18 protein-coding genes are annotated in these 20174 nt (G+C 33.8%); 8 read left to right on the plus strand and 10 right to left on the minus strand.

Features of this window, described 5'->3' with window-relative positions:
- Positions 1-408: hypothetical protein (locus VIM70_RS04200; RefSeq protein WP_331944413.1), on the plus strand; the 408-nt coding region annotated here is incomplete at its 5' end.
- A 191-nt stretch (positions 409-599) separates the two neighbouring features.
- On the opposite strand, the gene VIM70_RS04205 is transcribed toward VIM70_RS04200, so the two are convergent.
- On the minus strand, positions 600-992 hold the full coding sequence (locus VIM70_RS04205; protein ID WP_331944415.1) for a hypothetical protein: 393 nt from the start codon (positions 990-992) through the stop codon (positions 600-602).
- 491 nt (positions 993-1483) lie between these two features.
- Here VIM70_RS04205 and VIM70_RS04210 point away from each other — a divergent pair, with 491 nt between their 5' ends.
- The 7 genes from VIM70_RS04210 (at position 1484) to VIM70_RS04240 (ending at position 8192) form a co-directional block, all read left to right on the plus strand.
- Positions 1484-2335, plus strand: a complete 852-nt coding sequence (locus tag VIM70_RS04210) for a ParM/StbA family protein (protein WP_331944417.1) — start codon at positions 1484-1486, stop codon at positions 2333-2335.
- Positions 2299-2532 (plus strand): hypothetical protein, encoded by a 234-nt coding sequence (locus tag VIM70_RS04215; protein ID WP_331944419.1) that lies wholly within the window; start codon positions 2299-2301, stop codon positions 2530-2532. The genes VIM70_RS04210 and VIM70_RS04215 overlap by 37 nt, the downstream gene beginning before the upstream one ends.
- Positions 2533-2930: 398 nt before the next feature.
- Entirely contained in the window at positions 2931-3068 is a 138-nt protein-coding gene (locus tag VIM70_RS04220) for a hypothetical protein (RefSeq protein ID WP_331944421.1), read from the plus strand.
- 224 nt (positions 3069-3292) lie between these two features.
- Positions 3293-3760: a hypothetical protein gene (locus tag VIM70_RS04225; protein WP_331944423.1), complete on the plus strand. Its 468-nt coding sequence runs from the start codon at positions 3293-3295 to the stop codon at positions 3758-3760.
- 13 nt (positions 3761-3773) lie between these two features.
- Complete coding sequence (locus VIM70_RS04230) at positions 3774-4430, plus strand: M23 family metallopeptidase (protein WP_331944425.1); 657 nt, start codon at positions 3774-3776, stop codon at positions 4428-4430.
- Positions 4427-6748 carry a hypothetical protein gene (locus VIM70_RS04235; protein WP_331944427.1) on the plus strand — a complete coding sequence of 774 codons (2322 nt, stop codon included), beginning with the start codon at positions 4427-4429 and terminating at the stop codon, positions 6746-6748. Before VIM70_RS04230 ends, VIM70_RS04235 begins: the two co-directional genes overlap by 4 nt.
- 91 nt (positions 6749-6839) lie before the next feature.
- Entirely contained in the window at positions 6840-8192 is a 1353-nt protein-coding gene (locus VIM70_RS04240; RefSeq protein WP_331944430.1) for a DNA sulfur modification protein DndB, read from the plus strand.
- A 49-nt stretch (positions 8193-8241) separates the two neighbouring features.
- Here VIM70_RS04240 and VIM70_RS04245 read toward each other — a convergent pair whose 3' ends face one another.
- From VIM70_RS04245 to VIM70_RS04285, 9 genes are all read right to left on the minus strand, one after another.
- The gene (locus VIM70_RS04245) at positions 8242-9975 is read right to left on the minus strand and encodes a hypothetical protein (protein WP_331944432.1); all 1734 of its coding nucleotides are present in this window, start codon (positions 9973-9975) and stop codon (positions 8242-8244) included.
- A 315-nt stretch (positions 9976-10290) separates the two neighbouring features.
- Entirely contained in the window at positions 10291-10815 is a 525-nt protein-coding gene (locus tag VIM70_RS04250; RefSeq protein WP_331944434.1) for a MarR family winged helix-turn-helix transcriptional regulator, read from the minus strand.
- 46 nt (positions 10816-10861) lie between these two features.
- On the minus strand, positions 10862-11077 hold the full coding sequence (locus VIM70_RS04255) for a DUF5659 domain-containing protein (protein ID WP_331944436.1): 216 nt from the start codon (positions 11075-11077) through the stop codon (positions 10862-10864).
- Between the two features lie 243 nt (positions 11078-11320).
- Positions 11321-11923 (minus strand): phage holin, LLH family, encoded by a 603-nt coding sequence (locus VIM70_RS04260; RefSeq protein ID WP_331944438.1) that lies wholly within the window; start codon positions 11921-11923, stop codon positions 11321-11323.
- Between the two features lie 55 nt (positions 11924-11978).
- Entirely contained in the window at positions 11979-12371 is a 393-nt protein-coding gene (locus VIM70_RS04265; protein WP_331944440.1) for a hypothetical protein, read from the minus strand.
- 537 nt (positions 12372-12908) lie between these two features.
- Entirely contained in the window at positions 12909-13997 is a 1089-nt protein-coding gene (locus tag VIM70_RS04270; RefSeq protein ID WP_331944442.1) for a peptidoglycan recognition family protein, read from the minus strand.
- Between the two features lie 226 nt (positions 13998-14223).
- Positions 14224-16419 carry a hypothetical protein gene (locus VIM70_RS04275; protein WP_331944444.1) on the minus strand — a complete coding sequence of 732 codons (2196 nt, stop codon included), beginning with the start codon at positions 16417-16419 and terminating at the stop codon, positions 14224-14226.
- Positions 16420-16479: 60 nt separating this feature from the next.
- Positions 16480-18411 (minus strand): SGNH/GDSL hydrolase family protein, encoded by a 1932-nt coding sequence (locus VIM70_RS04280; RefSeq protein WP_331944446.1) that lies wholly within the window; start codon positions 18409-18411, stop codon positions 16480-16482.
- Between the two features lie 112 nt (positions 18412-18523).
- Positions 18524-20098, minus strand: coding sequence for a hypothetical protein (locus VIM70_RS04285; RefSeq protein ID WP_331944448.1), 1575 nt, complete (start codon positions 20096-20098; stop codon positions 18524-18526).
- Positions 20099-20174 lie beyond the last annotated feature (76 nt).

A 20174-nucleotide genomic window follows, 5' to 3' on the forward strand; every position in this document is an offset into this window, starting at 1 on the left:
TGTAAGCAATGTGAAAAATGGTCTGCATGTTTTCAACCTTGTAATGATTTTTTAGATGCTAAGTTAGAATATGATTTAGCAAAAAAGAATAGATTGATTGAACTTTCTCTTAATAATTATCGTGGAAAGAAGATAATAAAGGAGAGTACGGTTATGTTTGATGATATAAATTCTATTATGGAAATTGACGTAGATAATCCACTATATTTACTGATTTGTAATCATTTAATTGATCCGAGGAGGGCGGTAGACTTCCATGCATTGGTCTTATATATGCAAGAGCAGAATAAGGATTATTGCAATGACCTTAATTTGTGTCCAGAATGCAGGAGCGAACTGAAGGAATTTGTCGAGACGGAAGATGGAATGCCATCAGAAAGATACTGGGCCTGTAGTCACGGTTGCTAATTCCTCCTGTGGATAACTTTTCTATCGCGCGGATTAATAGTAAGATATATAAGCCTTGTATTAGTTTCTTTTGTATGTCAAAATTCTTTACTAGTCGCTAGTCAAAATTCTTTACTAGTCAAAATTCTTTACTACTATTTTCTGTGGATAAGTACCCTCTACCTAGTAAAGAATTTTGACTACTTGACATTTTAACATTTTCTCTCTTCCATCATAATTTCATATAATTTTTCTGCACTAATCATTCCTGTTTTATGCATATTCTCTACTTCTTCAGTTTCCTCTGAGCACAAGAAATACATCTTTTTCATATTACCCAACTTACCAAGCTTCGCAGACCATAGATATCCTTCATCTTCCAACCATTTCATTCCAGTTATGACGCTAGGTTTTGACAATAATGTGAGTTTAGTTAGTTGAGAAATGCTTATCCAATCACCAGTTTTAGAAAACCCCCAACACTTTCTGATCATAATCAAGTAACATTTTAATGCTGATAAATTTGTGATACGAGGTATCAACTCATCAAATACAATATTTGGAACTTCCATATAATTTTTCTGTGGTTTAGGTAATCTAAACAAATCATTTCCCTCTTTCTAGCAAAAGCAATGCTAGACATTCAGAAAATACATGTTATAATGAGATAAGAGTTTCCCTTGTGGGACAAACAAATATCGTTTACAACTGAATCTTCCCTGTCTTGAACCCTTAATGTGAACAGTTTGGCTGCCGAACACATTGAGGGTTTTGCTATGCCACCAATTAAATTAATTTCTTCACAAGATATTTCTATCCCTTGTATTATACTATAAATCGACAGGCTGTGCATAAGTTTTTAGAAATATTTTCCCCTTGTGTGTAACTTATGGTAGAAAATAAAGTTATACACAAGAAAAAGAAAAATAAACCCCATCATAATTATTTGCTATGATAGGGCTTTACATTTAAAAATATGTTGTAAAATATGTGGTTTACCATTATAATTGAATAAATGACATACGAATAGACATATTCAACAAACATTCCTATATATTTAAGTATGTTATTAAATTATTGGAGGAGGAACATAGCAATGGCAATTCAAATCATCCCAATTGACACAGGCCGTAGTTCTACAAAATTATTAAATGGGGTATCATTTAAATCAGTAGTCGGGGATTGGCATCATAGGGAAATATCTGATGATGAAGAATATGAAGTTATTATTAATGACAAAGAAAAATACTTTGTAGGTCAACTTGCACTAGATGAAAGTTTTGCACCTGTAGAAATGAATACTGCTTCTAAGATCCATAATCAAACTCGTGTATTGTTTTTAACTGGTGTAGCGTTATCAATTACTGAAGATGATTCAGATTTATTCATTATTACAGGAGTACCAGTAGCAGACTTCAATACTAATACTAAATCTGCATTAGAAAATTTACTCTATGGAAAATATGATGTTCAAATAAATGGAGTACACAAAAAATTTACCATCAATAATATTACAATGATTCCCGAGGGTGTCGCTGCGTTCCAATATGCGTTATCTAAAGATGAAAGCTTGGACGCTGGTAAAAAGAGAATTATTGATATTGGTTCTCTTACTGTTAACTATTCCAGTTTAAATGGTACTAAGTTTGTAACTAGGGACTCAGGCACAATTCCTTTCGGCACAATTAAAACTAAAGGAAAACAAATTGATAATGAGCAATATGTGGCAAAGATTATTGCTGAACTTAGTCAAAAATTTACTGACTATGACGAGTCTGATAAGGTACTATTAACTGGCGGTGGGGCTTTACAATTTGGAGAATTATTTAAAAAATATTATAAGAATGCAGAAATTATTTTTAACCCTATTTTCAGTAATTGTGAAGGTTACCATAGAATGGGCGTGAAAAAATGGGCAAAAACACAGTCGAAAGCCAAAGCAGAGTAAAAAGAAAAGGTGTCTATTTTAATTTAGATGATGAAGACGAATTAAAACTTTTTGAACAGGCAGATAAGATAAAGAACTTTAGTAAATGGGTTAAAAAACATTTACACAATGATGGTGTAAAAAACTATAGTGCAACAGAAAGAGATGTGGAAAAGAAGATAAGAGTTAAAGATGACATAGATGATATGATGCTGTGAGACATGGGCTGTAATGCTTATGTCTTTCTTTGTTTATATTAGTATGTATAAAAGTGCATATTGTATGCCTATAAGTACATATATTTTGTTGAGTATGCATTTAAGTATGTTTATTTACCATAAAATACCTAAAGAGTAATAGGAATAATGGACAATCGTAGATTAATATAACTAGGTATACCCACAAACTAGTAAAGGAGTTGAAAACAAATTGATAACTGATAAACTCAACAAATCTGAGATCAAGGTTTTAGAAGTTTTGCAGAAACATTTCACCTGTGAAGAGTGCTCTACTAAAATATCAGTTTTAGCTGATATGTCAGGTCTTAGTTATTACTCTGTGAGAAACATTATCAAATCGCTGTACATTGCAGATTTATGCACTAAGGGGAGACGAGATGGAAATGGTGAAACATATTATGTTACTGAAAGGAAGGTTTAATGGAATGAGAAAATTGGGCGAAATGTTAAGGAATGCTTCGTTAGATAAAAAAATTCCCCTCAAGAGAGGGGATATGGCAAAAGGGTATAGTTAAGTTATTTAATATGATGAATCATATTTATGCACGTGTTCATCTATTTATGCCAGTACATTCTACTTACCAACCAAAGGTAAATAATGGAATGCTACCAAACTAAGTCCGATCAATATTTTTATTACTGCTGGTGACATAAGAATATCAACTCCTTTCAAATGAATCATGATAATAGTATTGCCTAAAATTAAATTATATATACACATTAAAGGGAGGGTTTTAAAATGATTGTAAGAATCAACGGTTCGGAATTAAACAAAACATGTATTCATCCCATGATGGATATTGATAGGGGAATTTTAGTTAATCAGTGGATTGATATGGGTAAGAAAGTAGAAAATGCATTTAAAAATTATTTATTACCATCATCTATTCTTTTTGGAGTTATTAATTTAGCTGATCCAGTATTTGCTGCTGTTGCACATGTAGTACCATCTACTGCTAATCCAGTTGGCACATCAAATTTAATAGTTTCATTGTGGCCTATTATTACAATGATTCAAGATTTAGCATTACCAATTGGAATTATAGTTTCTATATGGGGAATGGTAGAAATGATAATCGGTTCACCTGGGTGGAAACAAAAACTAAAATTTGCAGTTATAGGCTATGTCAGTATGTTTATTATACCCACATTTTTTGTAGCTATTCATAATGCATTTAGTGCAATTCCAATAATTATTCCGAAGTAGGGAGATAATTATTATGATAATAAAATTTTTACAATTTCCCGTAACGGCTAAATTTGGAGCGATTGACAGTATCCATAAAATTCCTCACTCTGGAGTAGACATTGGTGCTCCATTGGCTACTCCAGCCCAATCACTCACGAATGGAGTGGTTGATAGAATAATTAACGACAATATTATTGGCAATGGTATTGGAGTAAAGTTAGATAGTGGTAAGGAAATGGTTTATGGTCATCTATCAAAAATAAATATCACATATGGTCAAAATGTAAAAGTTGGTGATGTATTGGGATTAACTGGAAATACTGGCAGGTCTACAGGCCCCCATATCCATATTGGACTCATATCGAATGGGCAATATTTAGACCCAAGTAACTATTTGGCACAACCAACAACATCTAACCCTATGGGATTTTTCCAAAACACTTGGCATGTCTTAACAACTCCTGGAACTCAATTATTAGATGAAGCAAAGCAAAGCGTATTTAATAAGTTTCTAGTATTTTTGTCAGATTTATTCCATTGGGTAATCCAAAATAGCGACTATGCTTTATTACTTGCGATGTTGTTTGCATTATTGGCTATTTTCGGTTCTAAAAAGGCAGTAAAAGGAGTTTATTGGACATTCGCATTCTATATAATATTAAAATTCTTGGGGGTGGTAACATTATGATTTTCGCAGATAAAATTAAAATTATTAGACAGATAAAAATATTTGATATTATAGACCCAAAATATGTTAGATTTAAAATAATTCCTGATTCATCGGCTAGAAATTATAGAACAGAAGACTTTGTTAAAACAATTTCAGATCAGTTTAAACTTCCTATTGATAGAATTATAAGAAAAGCTATCTTCCCAAGAGGGTATAGAATTCAAGAGAGAGCATCTTTTGAGATAGATTTTAAAGAGGGAAGTGTTACGTTTTATATTAGCGTCCCTGAGACATTAGCCCCACTTATTTATAGAAGATTAGCTTCCATATGGGAAAAAACAACGATTGAAAAAGTTGAAAAAGCAGAAGAATTTGATCCCAATAAGACAACTGTATATGAATTAGTTTATAATAAACATGATTTATATTCCTTACACACTGATGCAAAAGACAATCTTCCCCTTGTATCTCTAATAGAGGCAGGAAGATTAATAGGAGAAAATGAAAAAGCAAGAATGTTTTGCTATCTTGACCCAATTCACCAATTATCATGGCAATCTGAATTAGATGAAGCATGGGATAAATTAAGAAAAGGAAACGCTCCTAGAAAGTGGAATCAATCATTTAAAAATATTACTTTTACTATTGCACTAGGACTGACTGAAATTATAAGAGAAATAATTACGGGATTAAGTGATATAGTTAGTGATGGTAGTGGTCAAAATATTTATGCTAAAAAACCTTCAGATCCAGAAGGACAAAAATATACAATTGAAAATTTATCTAGTGCCACAAAAGAAAAAAGAAATAAACCATCTATGAGAACTTATCTTTGGGTTGTTGCTGAATCAGATGAGCCTGTAAGAGGAAATACAATTGCAAAAACGATAGCTAGTAGTTTTCACGATATATCCTTAGACAATGAATTAGCTCCCTATCAACTAAAAGGTAAAAAAGCAAATGAAGTATTAAGAATTATGACTAATTATAAACCTCCTAAAATAAAAATAAATTATAATATCATGTCTTCGGCAGAGATATCTAAAATAGTTCAGATTCCAGGGAGGGAACTTCAAGAAAAATATCCAGAAATAGAAAGAATTGAATTAGCCGAAGTTGAAGTAAGTAACAAATTCTTAGATGCATCAAAAGGAATTGAATTAGGAGATGCAACATTTAAAGGGAAAACCATTAAAGTATATCAACCTGTAGATGATCCAGACGAGGCATGTTTGCCGAATGTTGGTATAGGTGGAATGGGGCAAGGTAAAACCAAAGGGTTGTGTGCTAACTGGTTAATAGGAGCATATTTAAAAGGGTATGGAGGATTAGCTATTGACCCTAATAAACGTGAAATTGGAGATCAAATAGAATTTGCGGTCAAAGCTGGAGTTGTAAAAAGGGAAGATTTTATACGAATAGATTTGGGGCAACAAGCATTCTCATTAGATTGGTGTGAAACGCTACACGACTCCAGTACAAAGGCTAGGTTAGCTGGTACTGCAATTGATTTCTTTGGGGTAACAGACGACACTACAGGGCAAACTGAGAGATTTTTAAGAGCTGCTATAATCGGAATGACAACTGGAAAAGTTTCAGAAATTATTAAAATCTTTAATGATAAAATATATCTTAAAAAGGTTATTGAGGATATGGATGAAGGATTGAACAAAACAACATTAAGAGAATTTGAAACCATGAGTGATGGAATGAAGGGTAAAATATTATCTCCTATTTATAATAGATTGAATAAGATACTTTCTGACCCACATTTAGCTAATTGTGTAGAATCCAATAATAGTTTAGATATGGTTCAATTAATGTCTCAAAAGAAAATTATAGTGATTGATATACCAAGTGATGATTTAGATAAATCAGCAATAGATGTTATTGCAAATCTACTTTGTTCTAAAATTGATATTGCTATGAGACTGAGAAAGAAAATAAATGGGCCAGAGGCAGAGTTTCCTTTCTACATTTTACTTGACGAACCCCATCAATTTCTTCGTTCGGCATCTATATGGGAATCGGCTGCTGTGGAGAGTCGTAAATGGAAAATTGGATATTTCTGGACATTTCATTATTGGGAACAGATTCCAACTAACTTACAAAAGGCAATTAGGAATGCACTGCCACATTATCATATTTATCCTACAAGTAAATTAACTTGGCAAAGTTTAAGAGAAGAAATATATCCATTCACTCTAGAGGATGCTCTTAAGTTAAAACGGTGGCATGCAATTAACATAGTCAGAACTGGTGGAGAAAATGAAAAACCATTTATAACTAAGATGCAATTACCACCTGAAAAGAGATTTAAGAAGGGCAAAATTTAATAAAATAAGCATATTCATTTGATTATTGAATATAACTGTGCTAAAGTATTAAAAAAGAACGTTTTATGCAAATTATAAGGAGGATTTTAATATGGGTAAAATAATTAATCTAAATGATGGAAGTGATGATGCCGATATGATCCAAAAAGAGATGGAGAACGACGAGATATTTGATAGAGGATCTAGAGATGGGAAGATTGAAGAACAAGAAATGAAACCCATGCAAAGTCTTAGTGAGAGGGTAAAGTTAGAGGATAATGATAGTGAAGAAAAAACTGAACAGCAATTAAAAAAAGAAACTAGAAAAAGATTAAAAATACTCAATAATGCAGAAACATGGAACTTTAATGAAGTGGTTGAAATATTCAGAAATGGTGGATTTAAAAAATATCAAACAGTGGCAAGTGCAGAATTTTTAGGAAACCTGTACGACCAGAAAATAGCAATCTACCAAGGCGAATTGCAAAGAGGATATCGGTACAATAAAAAAGGAGACCAATTAGCTGTAAGGAGTAACAAGCAAATCAATTTGATCCTTGAGGCTATTTGCAAGGACTCTATGCATGGTGGTTTTATAACCCTTAATTTAAATAGTAGCGAAGAAAACCTTGCTAATTTTGATGAAGATGAACACACATTAACTGCACCAATTACACAAAAATTACAAATCCTAGATGGCCAACACAGATTGGCAGCGTTTTCAAAATTAATTCGTTTATATAAACGCAATCCTGAGTCAGTTCCTAACCCATCAGAATACTTCATCAGTGTAGCAATTGAAACACTTAATGATCAAGATTCAAAATCTTTGTTTTCTGAGTACGCAACAAAAAGTCTGAAAATAAATCGTAGCAGAGGAGAATTTTTAAATGTAACAGATAATGTTAATAAACTATGCAGATCCATAATGGACAAAAGTGACATGCAAGTTGAGGTAGTTAGCACATCAATAAAATCGTCTAGTCATTCAATCATTACTTTTGGCGTATTTTCAAAAATTATCAAGGACAACTATTCGCCTCAAACTAAAAAAGAAATAGAATCCCTAAGTAATTATCTCACATTATATTTCGATTGCATTATAGAAACATTTCCAGAATTCATGGCAAGTAAGGATTTAGAAAGGCGGTCAGAACTTCGGAAACAGTTTCTAACAATGGAGCCTTTGGCATGGTCGGGTTACGCAAAAATAAGCACACTTCTACAAGGTAAAAGTAGTGATGAAATGTTAAAGTTACTTGATAAATTCAATAGTAAAGTTGAGTACAAAGGGTGGAAGGGCAAATTCTTATCAAGAGAAAATCCTATCTTCTGGAAAATTATGAGAGAAGGCAATAAAATCGTATCAACTAGTAGCAGTACAACTTGGATTAATAAGGTATTTACTGAGTTTATAATTGAAGGGAAAAGTTTAGAGGAAATTGGCAGAGAAGAAGTAAAGTAAAAGGGATAAAAAAGACACTACAATCCAAAAGGAAGGTAGTGTCTTTAACTTATTTATTTTTCTCTAAATATTCTTTATAATACATCCAAACTAACTTTGTCCCATCTAACCCTTTACCAGAAGATTTTTGCACGTGCAAACAACATTGAACTATGCCACTCTTATTAATATTATGTTTATTAGATGCATCTAACGCACTATTAAAAATTTCATTTGTTGTTAAGCATATTACACTTTTTGTTAAATACTTACGTTCATATTTTGAATTAATCAAAATGGTTTTCTCTTCTTCTGGTTTAATCACATAATCATCATAATACATCCATACTAGAGGTTCATTCGTAATAGGGTGCTTACCTGCTGATTTATGATTCCCTTTACAACATTGAGATATATTTGGTCTAATTGATTCACGACCACCTTCGGATGCTTTATATAAACTATCAAATATTTCACCAGTAGTTGTACATATTACCTTTATACATATTTCTTCCTTGGTGTTATAATTACACCAACTCAATTTAGCACCTTTTTTGAGATAGTTCCTTATTGTGCATTTATCTAATTTTAGTTCCACACCAATTTTGGATATATCCCTGATACCACTACTCCACATATCACAAGATATTTTTACTAAACTACTACATCCTGCTTCATGACATTTTAACCAATCTATATCTTCTTCTTTAAAGTTCAACAAAGTTGGCAATTCACTATTCATAATATTTTCTCTAATAAACTCCATATCAGAATATCTACAATCTACTATTATATAGTGGCTAATTCCATTTTTATTAGCAACGGTTAATTTATTTCTATCGTTATCTTGTATATCTTTTAAACTTCCCCACTTACTTTTAGTTTCTTGATAATGCTGAATTCCTTGGATTTCAATAATCCCGTTTATATGATTTATATATAAATCATATCTATATTTTAAACACCATTCAAAAGTTCTTTTTGATAACTGGATCTCAAATACCTGATGTAATTGTTCCAATACGCTTGTAATGAATTTTTCTGGGTATGATACTCCGTCCGAGCATTTGTTACAACCAAGACCATGATTAATTAGATTTGAAATTTTAATCATTTTTTCGTAGCCACAATCAGGACATTTTACTAACGCCATCTCACCAGCCCCAAAAGAATATTTATGTGCATCTTCTTTATTTACAAAGAAATTTATTAAATGTGGGTGGGTTACAAATATTGTGTTACATCTATCGCAATCAAGGCTTCCCTTTTGACCACGTGTGAATGCATAGGTAGCTTTCTCTTCTGACCCATGTTCTGGATGATCTAGGCATTTAAACCAATACCCTTTTCTGTTCAACCCATGAGAAGCATAACTAATATCTTTAGGAGATACTTTACTACCGCGCCTATCAATATTCAAATTATAATCCCAACGTAACATTACTATGTCTGCTTCTTCTTTAGTTAAATGATCATAGCACCAATCATAAAAAGAGTCCCAATGTTTAAATCCTGCATTAGCACACCTTTGACAATAATATTTATTATCTTCTTTGACCTGTGTTTTATAATCATACCATCTTATTCCTATTAATTGCTTGCCACAACTATCACATTCAATATCTACCTTTGCACTAGCTCTATCTTGCAAATCTTCTACTTTAACAGTAATCTTTGTTCCTTTTTTAACCAGCATTTTCCTATTGTGTTCATTATAATATCTTTCTATTTTATATCCCTTATCTTCATACCACTTTATATTTTTACTAGAAAACCCTATCATAACTTCTTTAGTAATTAACATTATATATCACTCCTACCTTTAATTATGAGTCTGAATGGAATAAAAGAACTTAAACTGTAAAGGTCAGTTAAGCTCTTTTGTTTTACCTCTAACTAGGTTTCGAACCCTAATCAAAGAACCATATACTTTACATACTAATTATATCACATTTATTACATTAAATCAAGGAATGCATAAAAATAGTTATGTACGTATTACGGACACAACTGCCAAAAACACCCCTTATTCAACCTATATATGTGCGTATTACGGACATAAAAACATACTCAAACAAGCCTATAGCAACAAAACATGCTAAATTCCTTCTATAAGTATCTACACATTAACCTTATTATCTTTAATAAATGCTTTTTCTTCTTTACTTATATTTTGACCCTTAAAGAATAGTTCAGGACTTATGTAATAAATATTATGTCTAGTATCTTTAGGATGCTTTTTAACAAATAATATATTTTGATCTATTAAATTATTTAACATAAGAGATACTTTACTTCTACCTAATCCACTAACTTTAATAATGTCTTTTTGAGTCATATATTTTTCTTCATACATCAATTCATTATTCTCATAGTTTGCATAAGTAGCCAACAGAGTAATTAAACCTAATTCCAAGAGGTCAATCTTTTCTTGTTCCATTAGTTTCCTCACCACCTCATCATAAATTTTAGTAAAATGAACAGAACTACTCTTCCATTGACTCTTACTAGTATCTTTTATATATGTACTGACTTCAAATCCATTAATATTTGAATCATGTTCATCCTTATAAACCTGAACAGCATATTGGGAGAACTCAGTAATTTTTTGCTTTAATAAATTTATCTCCTTTTGACGTTCCAACACAAAGCCTCCTCATAGTTCACAAAATTTAATTGTGAAAGTGTAATTAAGTTCTAAAAATTAATGTTTTAATATTTTCATAGCAACCCAAATATTTGCTAATCTCAGAGTTATAGAATTCAGATACCAATGTATCCACTAAATCTCCATCTTCATAGATAAAAACCTTTTTATTTCCTTCTCGTATAAATCTTTTAAAATTAACACCTTTAAAATTTAAATATGCAATTTGTTTTGAGTCTGTTATTTTTACTTCTCTCATAATAATCCTCCTCATAGTTTTAAATTAATATAAATTTCCGCAGAAATTTCAAGGATGACGCTTCATCCGTTACACTTCTCCGTTAAATTGATAATGACAAAAGGAGGACTGTATTTAACAATCCCCCTTCAAAACACTATTTAATTACCAAAGTCTACTAGCATCTAAATGTAAAATCCTAATGATCCAAAAATAAAAATCTATACACAAATTAGTAAACATAATTATTTCCCCTTTAATACTTTATTCTGGAGTAGAAATACTTTTCTGAACATTTTCAATCACTAATTTTACAGAATTTGTAGCATCACTCGTTGCTTTTGCCATCACTGCATCATTTATTTCTTTCATCATAATTTCAGACACGACTACAGTATTTTGCTGTATATTTTCAGTTTGTGGTGTAATTGCTTCAATCACTTGTGCCACAGGGGTTACAGGGGATTCTGTAGGTACATTATCTATCACCAGAATGGGCTGTATTGAGTCAGAAACAGTAGGTGCAACAATCGTACCAGAAGATTCATTCCACTCCTTAGAGAGCGTTTTATAAGCACTTTCCAAGAACATTTCCCACTCTTCAGGAGTCTTTTTTATACCTGCTTTGGAAGCTGAGGTCTGAACTGCTTGCAAGGCTAATTCATACATTTTAGAGTTATCTAAGCTCAAATTAATACCTAATTGAGCTGAAGCCGATACTGCCTTTTTAGCAAAGGTAGTAATGTTTTGTAATTTTTTATCTACGCCAAGTTGATGAAGATATTGGAATAGTTTAAACATAATTGCACCAAAACCCGAACTTCCTACGATTGCCATTAAAATATCTACGATTGAATTTATATCCATTTTAATCCATCTCCTATTTATTTATAATTTATCCTAATCTCATTGAGATTTATTACTACATTAAATTTGGGGCAAACATCTTAACAAGACCCAATACTGAGCCGAGAATATATGTTATCAAAAACGTAATTCCTGCTACCTTATATAATTTGGCATTCTTAGCAGGTTCTTCTTTTATCTCAGTTATAGCTTGCATTACAGCAATTTGATTTTCCTTTGTTTCCTTTGCTAAAGCCAACTGACTCTCCTTGGTTTCTTTTGCCATTAAGGTTTGACTATCTTGAATCTGTCTAATATATATTCTTGTCTCAGTATGAGAATCCCTCATGCTTAACATATCTTTATTCTGTTCTTTAGCATGTTCCTTTGCAGTTTCCTTAATGTCCAAAACATCTGATTTTAGACGATCTATATCTGACTTCATTATACACTTACAATCCTCTGCCATAATTCTCTGCCCTCCTATTATTTAATTTATTATTTAGAGGCTATGAGTTCTCACCCTCATAGCCTCTTTTGATAATTAAAGTATTACCATTGAATAAAACCAATAGAACCAAAACATACAAATACCCCCTTTTCTTATTTAGGTGTATTTTAAGACACTGATTTCTCAATGCCAAAAATGGTTATATGGTATTGCATTGTTTTTATGTGAGAGAGATTAAGCAGAGAGGATAGCATTGGATTGTTGAAGTCATTGATATCTATTATCCACTTATAATTATAGCTATCCGTCTGGAACAAACTTCTCATTTTCAAAAGCGCCACCTTTATTTATAACCATTCCCAATTCATTATTTTTGCCCATAGAGTATATCCTCCTAAATTAAGTGGTATAATTATTTCTGCAATTTAGATGTTTTACACTTTACTTACATCTATTTTTATGATAGTATTAGACAAGCACTATATCCAATTTATAGTGCTTGAACATTCAAGAGTAGAAAGAGGGCAAATTCTTTCTACTCTTGTTTTTATTGAATTAAAGTCCACCCATATATGCTGAGTAAGCACTCTTAGAATTTGAACCCTTATCTGTGTTATAAACCAAATGGACAAATCCATTTTTTTTATATAATGGAGTTGCTTTCTCATAAGGAGAGAGTGAACCAATTTTTAAATTCTTATTAGCTTCATTGTACATAATTTCTGTTGTTGAACCATTATGCCATGCTCCTTGTGACAAATAGACAATATTACTAGAAACAGAAACAAATCCTGATCTAACCTGATTTGAACCTACGGGGTATTCTAGCTCAATCAAACCACGAGAATAACTAACATTTATTACGGTCACTATATCTCCTGCTGAAACAAAATGCCCTTCTGATAAATTACCATTTGCATCTTTAACAGGTAATTTAGCAGTACATTTTGCATTGTTAGGATAGCTAAAATGCCTCTCTGTTTCTTGTTGCACAGGAGCTTCAACATGATTAACTGGAGCATTTACAATAGTAATAGGCTCAGAACGTGATGGTTCAACATGAGGGACTGGAATGGGTTGAACTACAATAGGAATTTGTGGATTTTTCATAGCACTTTCAAACTCATCATAATTCCAATAACCCCTTGATCCTGCTACCTTAGAATAAACACACCCAGGACATGCGGTGTTAGCAACTTGATTGTGTGGGTATACGTTATCTAAAGTTAATCCATGTTCATCCATTAGTCGTTTTATAAGATCACACAAAGCTGTAAATTGAACTAAACCCATAGGAAACTTTGTAAAATCTCCAGTTACAACAACTCCAATAGAGTTTTGATTCCACCATTGATTACCCCCACGTTGAGAATATGGAGCTTTAGTTGCAATACAATGTGAGCCTTGAATATTTAGTGGTCTTCCTACACGAATTGTCCCGTCTGCTTCTACTGCAAAATCATACTCGGGATAATCATATTTGTAGGGGTTCCAACGACTTAAAATTGATACGTCTGGAGATTTACCATCCCCAGGATGATGAATTACAATTGCTTTTATTGTACGATTATATGGTGTAGACATTCCTTTTTCCTCCATTAATTTATTTGTTGTTATTAAAACAACACAAAGAGGAGATAGCACTACACTACCTCCATAAATCAGTAAATATATGAAATTGTAAAATATTGTAACTTCCATTTACTCCGTCATGCTTCCATATACTCGATATTCCTAGACTATAAATCCCATAAAAGAGTTATTTTATTTCCGTCTAATTGAGAATGAAAAATAATTTAGGACTGTAGATTAGTATACAATCCTAAATTGTGAAATATAAATCTAATGAACATCTCTGGTCTGATTCGACCTAGAGATATGCACAAAACGTGCTGTACATAATATCTGCCATTTGCAAATAACCTTGAAGTTGGGGGTGTGTCCCTTCAATCTCCATTAATTCAGTGTTTGTTGCCCTTGCGTTGACTGGTGTTAAAGTAGAACCGAAGTTATATTCCGAATCATGGGTAATCGCCACAGGAATAAAATGCAAATTGCTGTACCCTGCCAGTAAATCATTGAGCTTTTTCATCAGATTAAATATTTTCCTATCTTCTTCCAGTTTCCAAACGCCAGAACCAGCCGAATATCCATCCGTGCTTAATTGATTACCTATTCCATCCTGATCTCCGCGATATAAGGGGTAAACGATGAATAGAGGAATTACTGCATCGGCTTCTCTGATCTTATCAACAATTGTTTTTATACTGCCAGCGTTTGCTGTGGCATCCAAGGCTATCCCGTTAGTCCCTAGGAATAGCTGAATGGCATTTGGAGTTTTACCGTACGTTGCTTTGTAATACGCTAAATCAAACATAGATGTGCTTGGATTCCAGAAGGGGTTAACCGTTCCAACTCCAAACGAACCATCAAAATTAGAATCATAAGTATATGCTGAATCAGCTAAATACCAGCTAGCCATAACGCCCGATCGTCCTTCGTGTTCCCCATCGGTGCTTAAACCTGTTCGTGTTCCAATATATGTTATAGCATTTGCAGAGAGTAATCTTACTTCTCCGAACCATGCTTTACGATTAGATAAACTATCCCCCATAGCTAGTACATTAGTAGGGGCTATAACAGCACTGACAACCTTAATAACTGTAGTTGCCGAAGCTACTAATAATCTATCGTTATCATAAATATTGCAAGTCAAGGTATGGTTACCGATTTTTTCAGTAATCCCGGTATACATCCATTTTCTTTTCATAGCTCGCCCAATATCACAAGCCCACATAAAATGATAATTATTGATGTTTCCGCAAGCTGTTATTTGTGAATGATACAGTTCTACCGTTCTGCCAACCGCGATGCATATCTCACTTGGCAGGAATAATAGAATTTCATTTATTGCTTGTGAATCGGTTATAAGTTTAGGACTTCTAAAACCATACTTCTCGAACACGGTTGCCACTGAACCAACTTCAAGCTGATAAATGGGGGTCCACACTTTATCGCCAGAAAACGTGATATAGGCACAACCTGTTGGTGTTGTGACAGGGAATGTTGGGTTTAAAACACCCGCTAGAAACCCTTTATTGATGTTATAATAAGCAATTCTTGTGTTAACATTTGTGGGTGTTAAAATATATTGTGTATTGGCTAGTGCTGGAATAAACTCAAAGGCGTCATATGATGCGTTAGCGTATAACACACCTGTTGTCTGACTAACATATTTACCAAGTGTTGCGGTATCTTTATTGGCAAGATTTTTCCCCTGTATTAGATAATTTGCCGTGTCCCAAGCCAACAAACCCGTTGTAAAGTCTCCACTGACAAGAGGGTGTTTTTCCGTATTTTCTTTAGGTATGATGTAAACAAAATTCTCATACACTGTGGCTATGGTGTTTTGCTCAACTTGTGCAATTGCTAAATCGGCGGTCAAGATTGTTACTTTAGCAAATAGTGCATTTGATGGTGCTGTCAATAAAGTATCAACTGCAAAGGTATTTCGTGATATAAAGACAGAACTAGCATCGTACCAACATACATTAGTACACTTATGGAGAAAATATGGTTGTGAGGGCGTGACTAAAATCTGATAATTAGTTGCTGAACTTCCTACTGCTGTGGTTATAACCCCAGAACTTGACATGGCAATATCAGCTAAAACCCTATTTTTATCAAACAAGTTTTTTCCTGCTTTGCTAACCGATAAAATACTAATAGGTTGTGACTTTTCACCAATAGCCATAGAATTGTATAACCCACCATCTACCCAAACACTACCATTCCACCAATACCTATGACCATCTGAGGTTACATAACTATATATATCTCCAAGGGGTATCCCTGCTTGCAATAAGGCAAGCGTTGAGTAGGTTGTTCTAGGTGTTCCACTTGCCACGGCTTGAAGTTCTGTGTGTGTTGCCTTTGTTGCTAACTGTGACATATTATCAGCCTGTAGTAAATTATATTTGGTCACTATCTCTTGTAAAGCACCCTCAACCTCGGTGGCAGATATAAGATTTCCAGCATCTTGAATTGTAATATCACTAGCTAACAATAAATATCACTCCTTTTAATAATCATACTAGTTCGTAGCAAATATCAACTGCGACCTAAATTAACTCCAATAACCTAAATTCCTACCAAATAGTTGTACTTGTTGGGCAACAACTGCATAACCAGCATCATTGAGGTGGATCACATCTCCACTACCCCTTAAACTTGTTGGTATTTCTCCATTTGCAATATCAGTGTTGTCTTGAGCTGTTGGTGTAATTACAGCATCGGCAAGTCCATAGTTTAATAAATATTGTCTAATGCCTAAGAAGTGTGTGCCGTATTTCTTCCTAAATAGCACATCAATATCAGCAATATTTGACATGTAACTTAATGAGGTTAACCCTATGACGATATATTGGGTATGAGCTAATGATTTAATCATATCGTCAATATTATAGAATGTATCAGTAATACCATTAGCAGTTATCCCATCATTTGAACCTGCCCAAATAACATGGATGTCGTTTTTATGGTTAAGCATAATATCAGTTTGTAACAGTACTGGTCTTGCAACCGTGGAAGCTGTTCCTGCCACAGACCTAGTGAATAACATACCGCTACTATATGACAAGGTGCCTGTTATCCCATTGATTTTACAAGGATTAACCCCATAAATTCCCCCTGCTGTACTACCTAGTAAAACATTGACCCCGTTCGCATCCTTTAGGGTTACAGCAACGACTGTTGTTCCTGACGGAATTGTGCAAGGCTGAATATATGTTGGCGTACCGCCTTGTCGAACAGATATATTAGTGCTATTTTCACCTCCAACACCAAACTTAAACACACCTCTGTCCGTTAATAATGTCCCTAACACGGTTGGATATGCTACCGTTGCACCAGCACCCTGAGTTAAACTATCCCCAACACAATTTACATTCTTAATAGGTGTCAAAGCTGTTGCAGTAGGGAAGATTATAGGTGTAGTACCAATAGAACCAACCACTGTATACCTAAATGATTCGAAACTTGTGGCAACGGCGCCTAGTTCTAGCTGATATGCGCTAGCAAGAACTTGTGCTGTGCCGTAACTTACCCTAATAAATCTAGCGTTAGATGGTGTGGTAAAGGTTATATTGGTGGCATGATCTCCTGATATAAATACTTGGTTTACATCATACAAAGCCCTGTAAGTCACAGTTGACTGGCTATAGGTTGTATTTGGTAATATTGGCAAGTAATCACTTCTCCAAAATAACGCGCCTGTGTATAAATTACCTGTAGCATCATTGATATACGTGCCACTAATTGCTAATAGATAATCAAATATATTCTTTCCGACTATAAGTTTCGGAATATCCCAGTCAACCGTTCTAGAGTTAACAACATTATTTCCTAGGTCCGCATTAACCACACTTAGACTAGTTTTAAATGCTTCATAGGGTGTTGCAACCGATCCTAATTCTAACTGGTATGCAGTAGCTAATGTGTCACTACTCAACCTAATAAAGTAAGCATTAGCAGGGGTGGTGAAGGTAGTACTCACTCTGGCATCTCCAGAAATAAATACTTTATTAATATCGTATAAGGCAAAATTTGTGTTGGTTGATTGGACATATGCGGTGCTTGGTAATATTGGCAAATAGTCAGTTCTCCACCAATAACTACTTGTTAGCAGATCACCATTCGTAGTATTTATATATGTTCCAATAATTGTTTTTGAAACATCCAATAGGTTTTTACCTATTGTGTATTTAGGAACACCAGCACCTAAATGTCGTGGTTGTACGGCTTGAGAGGATAATTTTGTAGGAAGTATGCCGAGGTCAGCAGGTACTGTGTTAAGGGCAGTAGTACCTAGTATTTGTTGTTTCAATGTGTCAGATAAATCTATTTGATCTAGTAAGACGGATTTTAATCTTTTATCTGTAATAAAGCTTTGTGTCGGTAAATCAGCCAACTGCGCATCAATCTCTTGTAAAGCGTCCTCTACGTTAGTAGCTACAATTATATTTCCAATATCTTGAATCGAAACATCACTAGCTAACAATATAATTCCTCCTTTTAAAATTAATTAACATAATGCGTCAACTATGTTGTATGTTTATGTGTAGAATAATTAAAAACTAAGCACACAATTAATACAATAAACTACAGAATAATCATGGCACAATCTCAAACAACATCACACCCGCGCTCATATACGCACGGTATTTATTTCCATTTGTTCTATCAACCATAATAGGGCCAAAATTATTTTTGTCAAAATAAATATCGCCTGCCTGAACTGGCGTTGTTGTTGTAACCTTTTGATATGGACTAGGCAATACAAAGTCCCATCCATTCCAACCTGCGATATATTCACCCAACACTCTTTTAGCTGTGGTCGTATAATGGGTTCCGTCTGTAGTCCATAGCGATTTTATTTTACTTGACAATACAATATCCTTAATAACTGAATCAAAATCCAACACCCTTGCAAATGTTTTCTTGATTAAGTCATTAGACGCTAATCTAGTTGTTTCCTCTGCACCTGTCTTATCGCATGGTGTAATAGTTGCATGAATTGGGATAAACCCATCCGTCACGGCCATTGCATCCATTGTCTGATGATTAGCAACGATTTGTGCACTTGTTAATAATAATAGGTCATTAATACCACCTTGAATAATTACATACTTACAAGTCGCAAACAATGGAGTAATATCCGCGACCCACCTGTCAATCATTTGTTGGGTGCCTTCACCACCCACCCCGCGATTATAAAACGGGATCGACATCAACCCTTCGGCATATCTTGTCCATTCAAGTGAACTTAATATATCCGTTTTACCCGAAGACCCTGCAACGGTAGAGTCCCCAATAACGGCAACACCATGTTTTGTACCATCGGGAACTTTTTCAATCTGAAAACCACCAATTCGTAAATCCATATCATAGCCAGTTAAACCATTTGTAAACCATATACAGCTAGGATTCCTATCGTCCGTTGCTGTGAACAATTTAAAAAACCTACGTACATTATTGTCTAATAATTTACCGCCATCTCCATTCGTACTGTTGTTAGTGAGATACTTAGGCCAAAAGAACCTCTCTGTTGCACTTAGATTTTTAATGAAAGCCGATGCAATATATTGTTTGCCAGTTTCAAAAACTGTAACACCCATTCCTGCGGTGTTGGTGCTGAGCGTTCCATAGAAACTACTGGATGTGATTTTACTTAGGACAATACCCTTAAATGTTTCAGTCGTTGCAGGATCTTTTGTGGCGAGATATACAGTATGATAATTATACGATAAATCCTCTGTATACCGTAGAACATTACGCACTCCACCCATATGAATATCCCCGTTTGCGTGAATACTACCATTTCTCTCTGATAGTGCCAACGAGTTTGGAAACGATAGACCACTATTTTGTATAAATCCGTTTTGGCTTGATTCAAGAGAAGCATTTTTACTTAATCCCATAGGTTGTGAACTTTTAACCATAGTGTCTATGGTATTATTCTTTGTCGAACTTTCAGCCTTATCCGACAGACGGGCGTTAGTTTCCGCTGTTAAATCTATTTGATTTACCTTTAAAGATAGTTGAGTTACATTATCAGCTACCTGTGCATCAAACTCATCTTTATTTGCCTTTTCTTTTACTATTCCAACTCCATTTAAAATGGCGATTTTATCCTTGACACTTCCTGCGCTATCTGAAAGCATGAAGTCTGTAATTTTATTTAACAAGATTAATTCCTCCTTTGAGACAATATTTAAGAGACTATATTATTTATAGTCTCTTAATTAAATACAGTAGTTATAA

Source organism: Clostridium sp., from assembly GCF_036569345.1.
In the GTDB taxonomy this organism is placed as follows: domain Bacteria; phylum Bacillota; class Clostridia; order Clostridiales; family Clostridiaceae; genus Clostridium_AD.

Excerpts from the sequence above, each read along its gene's own strand:
- VIM70_RS04255 (WP_331944436.1), bottom strand. The coding sequence starts at position 11,077 with ATGAGAGAAGTAAAAATAACAGACTCAAAACAAATTGCATATTTAAAT.
- VIM70_RS04220 (WP_331944421.1), top strand. The coding sequence starts at position 2,931 with ATGGAAATGGTGAAACATATTATGTTACTGAAAGGAAGGTTTAATGGA.
- VIM70_RS04230 (WP_331944425.1), top strand. The coding sequence starts at position 3,774 with ATGATAATAAAATTTTTACAATTTCCCGTAACGGCTAAATTTGGAGCG.
- VIM70_RS04265 (WP_331944440.1), bottom strand. The coding sequence starts at position 12,371 with ATGGCAGAGGATTGTAAGTGTATAATGAAGTCAGATATAGATCGTCTA.
- VIM70_RS04215 (WP_331944419.1), top strand. The coding sequence starts at position 2,299 with ATGGGCAAAAACACAGTCGAAAGCCAAAGCAGAGTAAAAAGAAAAGGT.
- VIM70_RS04260 (WP_331944438.1), bottom strand. The coding sequence starts at position 11,923 with ATGGATATAAATTCAATCGTAGATATTTTAATGGCAATCGTAGGAAGT.
- VIM70_RS04235 (WP_331944427.1), top strand. The coding sequence starts at position 4,427 with ATGATTTTCGCAGATAAAATTAAAATTATTAGACAGATAAAAATATTT.
- VIM70_RS04225 (WP_331944423.1), top strand. The coding sequence starts at position 3,293 with ATGATTGTAAGAATCAACGGTTCGGAATTAAACAAAACATGTATTCAT.
- VIM70_RS04245 (WP_331944432.1), bottom strand. The coding sequence starts at position 9,975 with ATGTTAATTACTAAAGAAGTTATGATAGGGTTTTCTAGTAAAAATATA.
- VIM70_RS04210 (WP_331944417.1), top strand. The coding sequence starts at position 1,484 with ATGGCAATTCAAATCATCCCAATTGACACAGGCCGTAGTTCTACAAAA.
- VIM70_RS04240 (WP_331944430.1), top strand. The coding sequence starts at position 6,840 with ATGGGTAAAATAATTAATCTAAATGATGGAAGTGATGATGCCGATATG.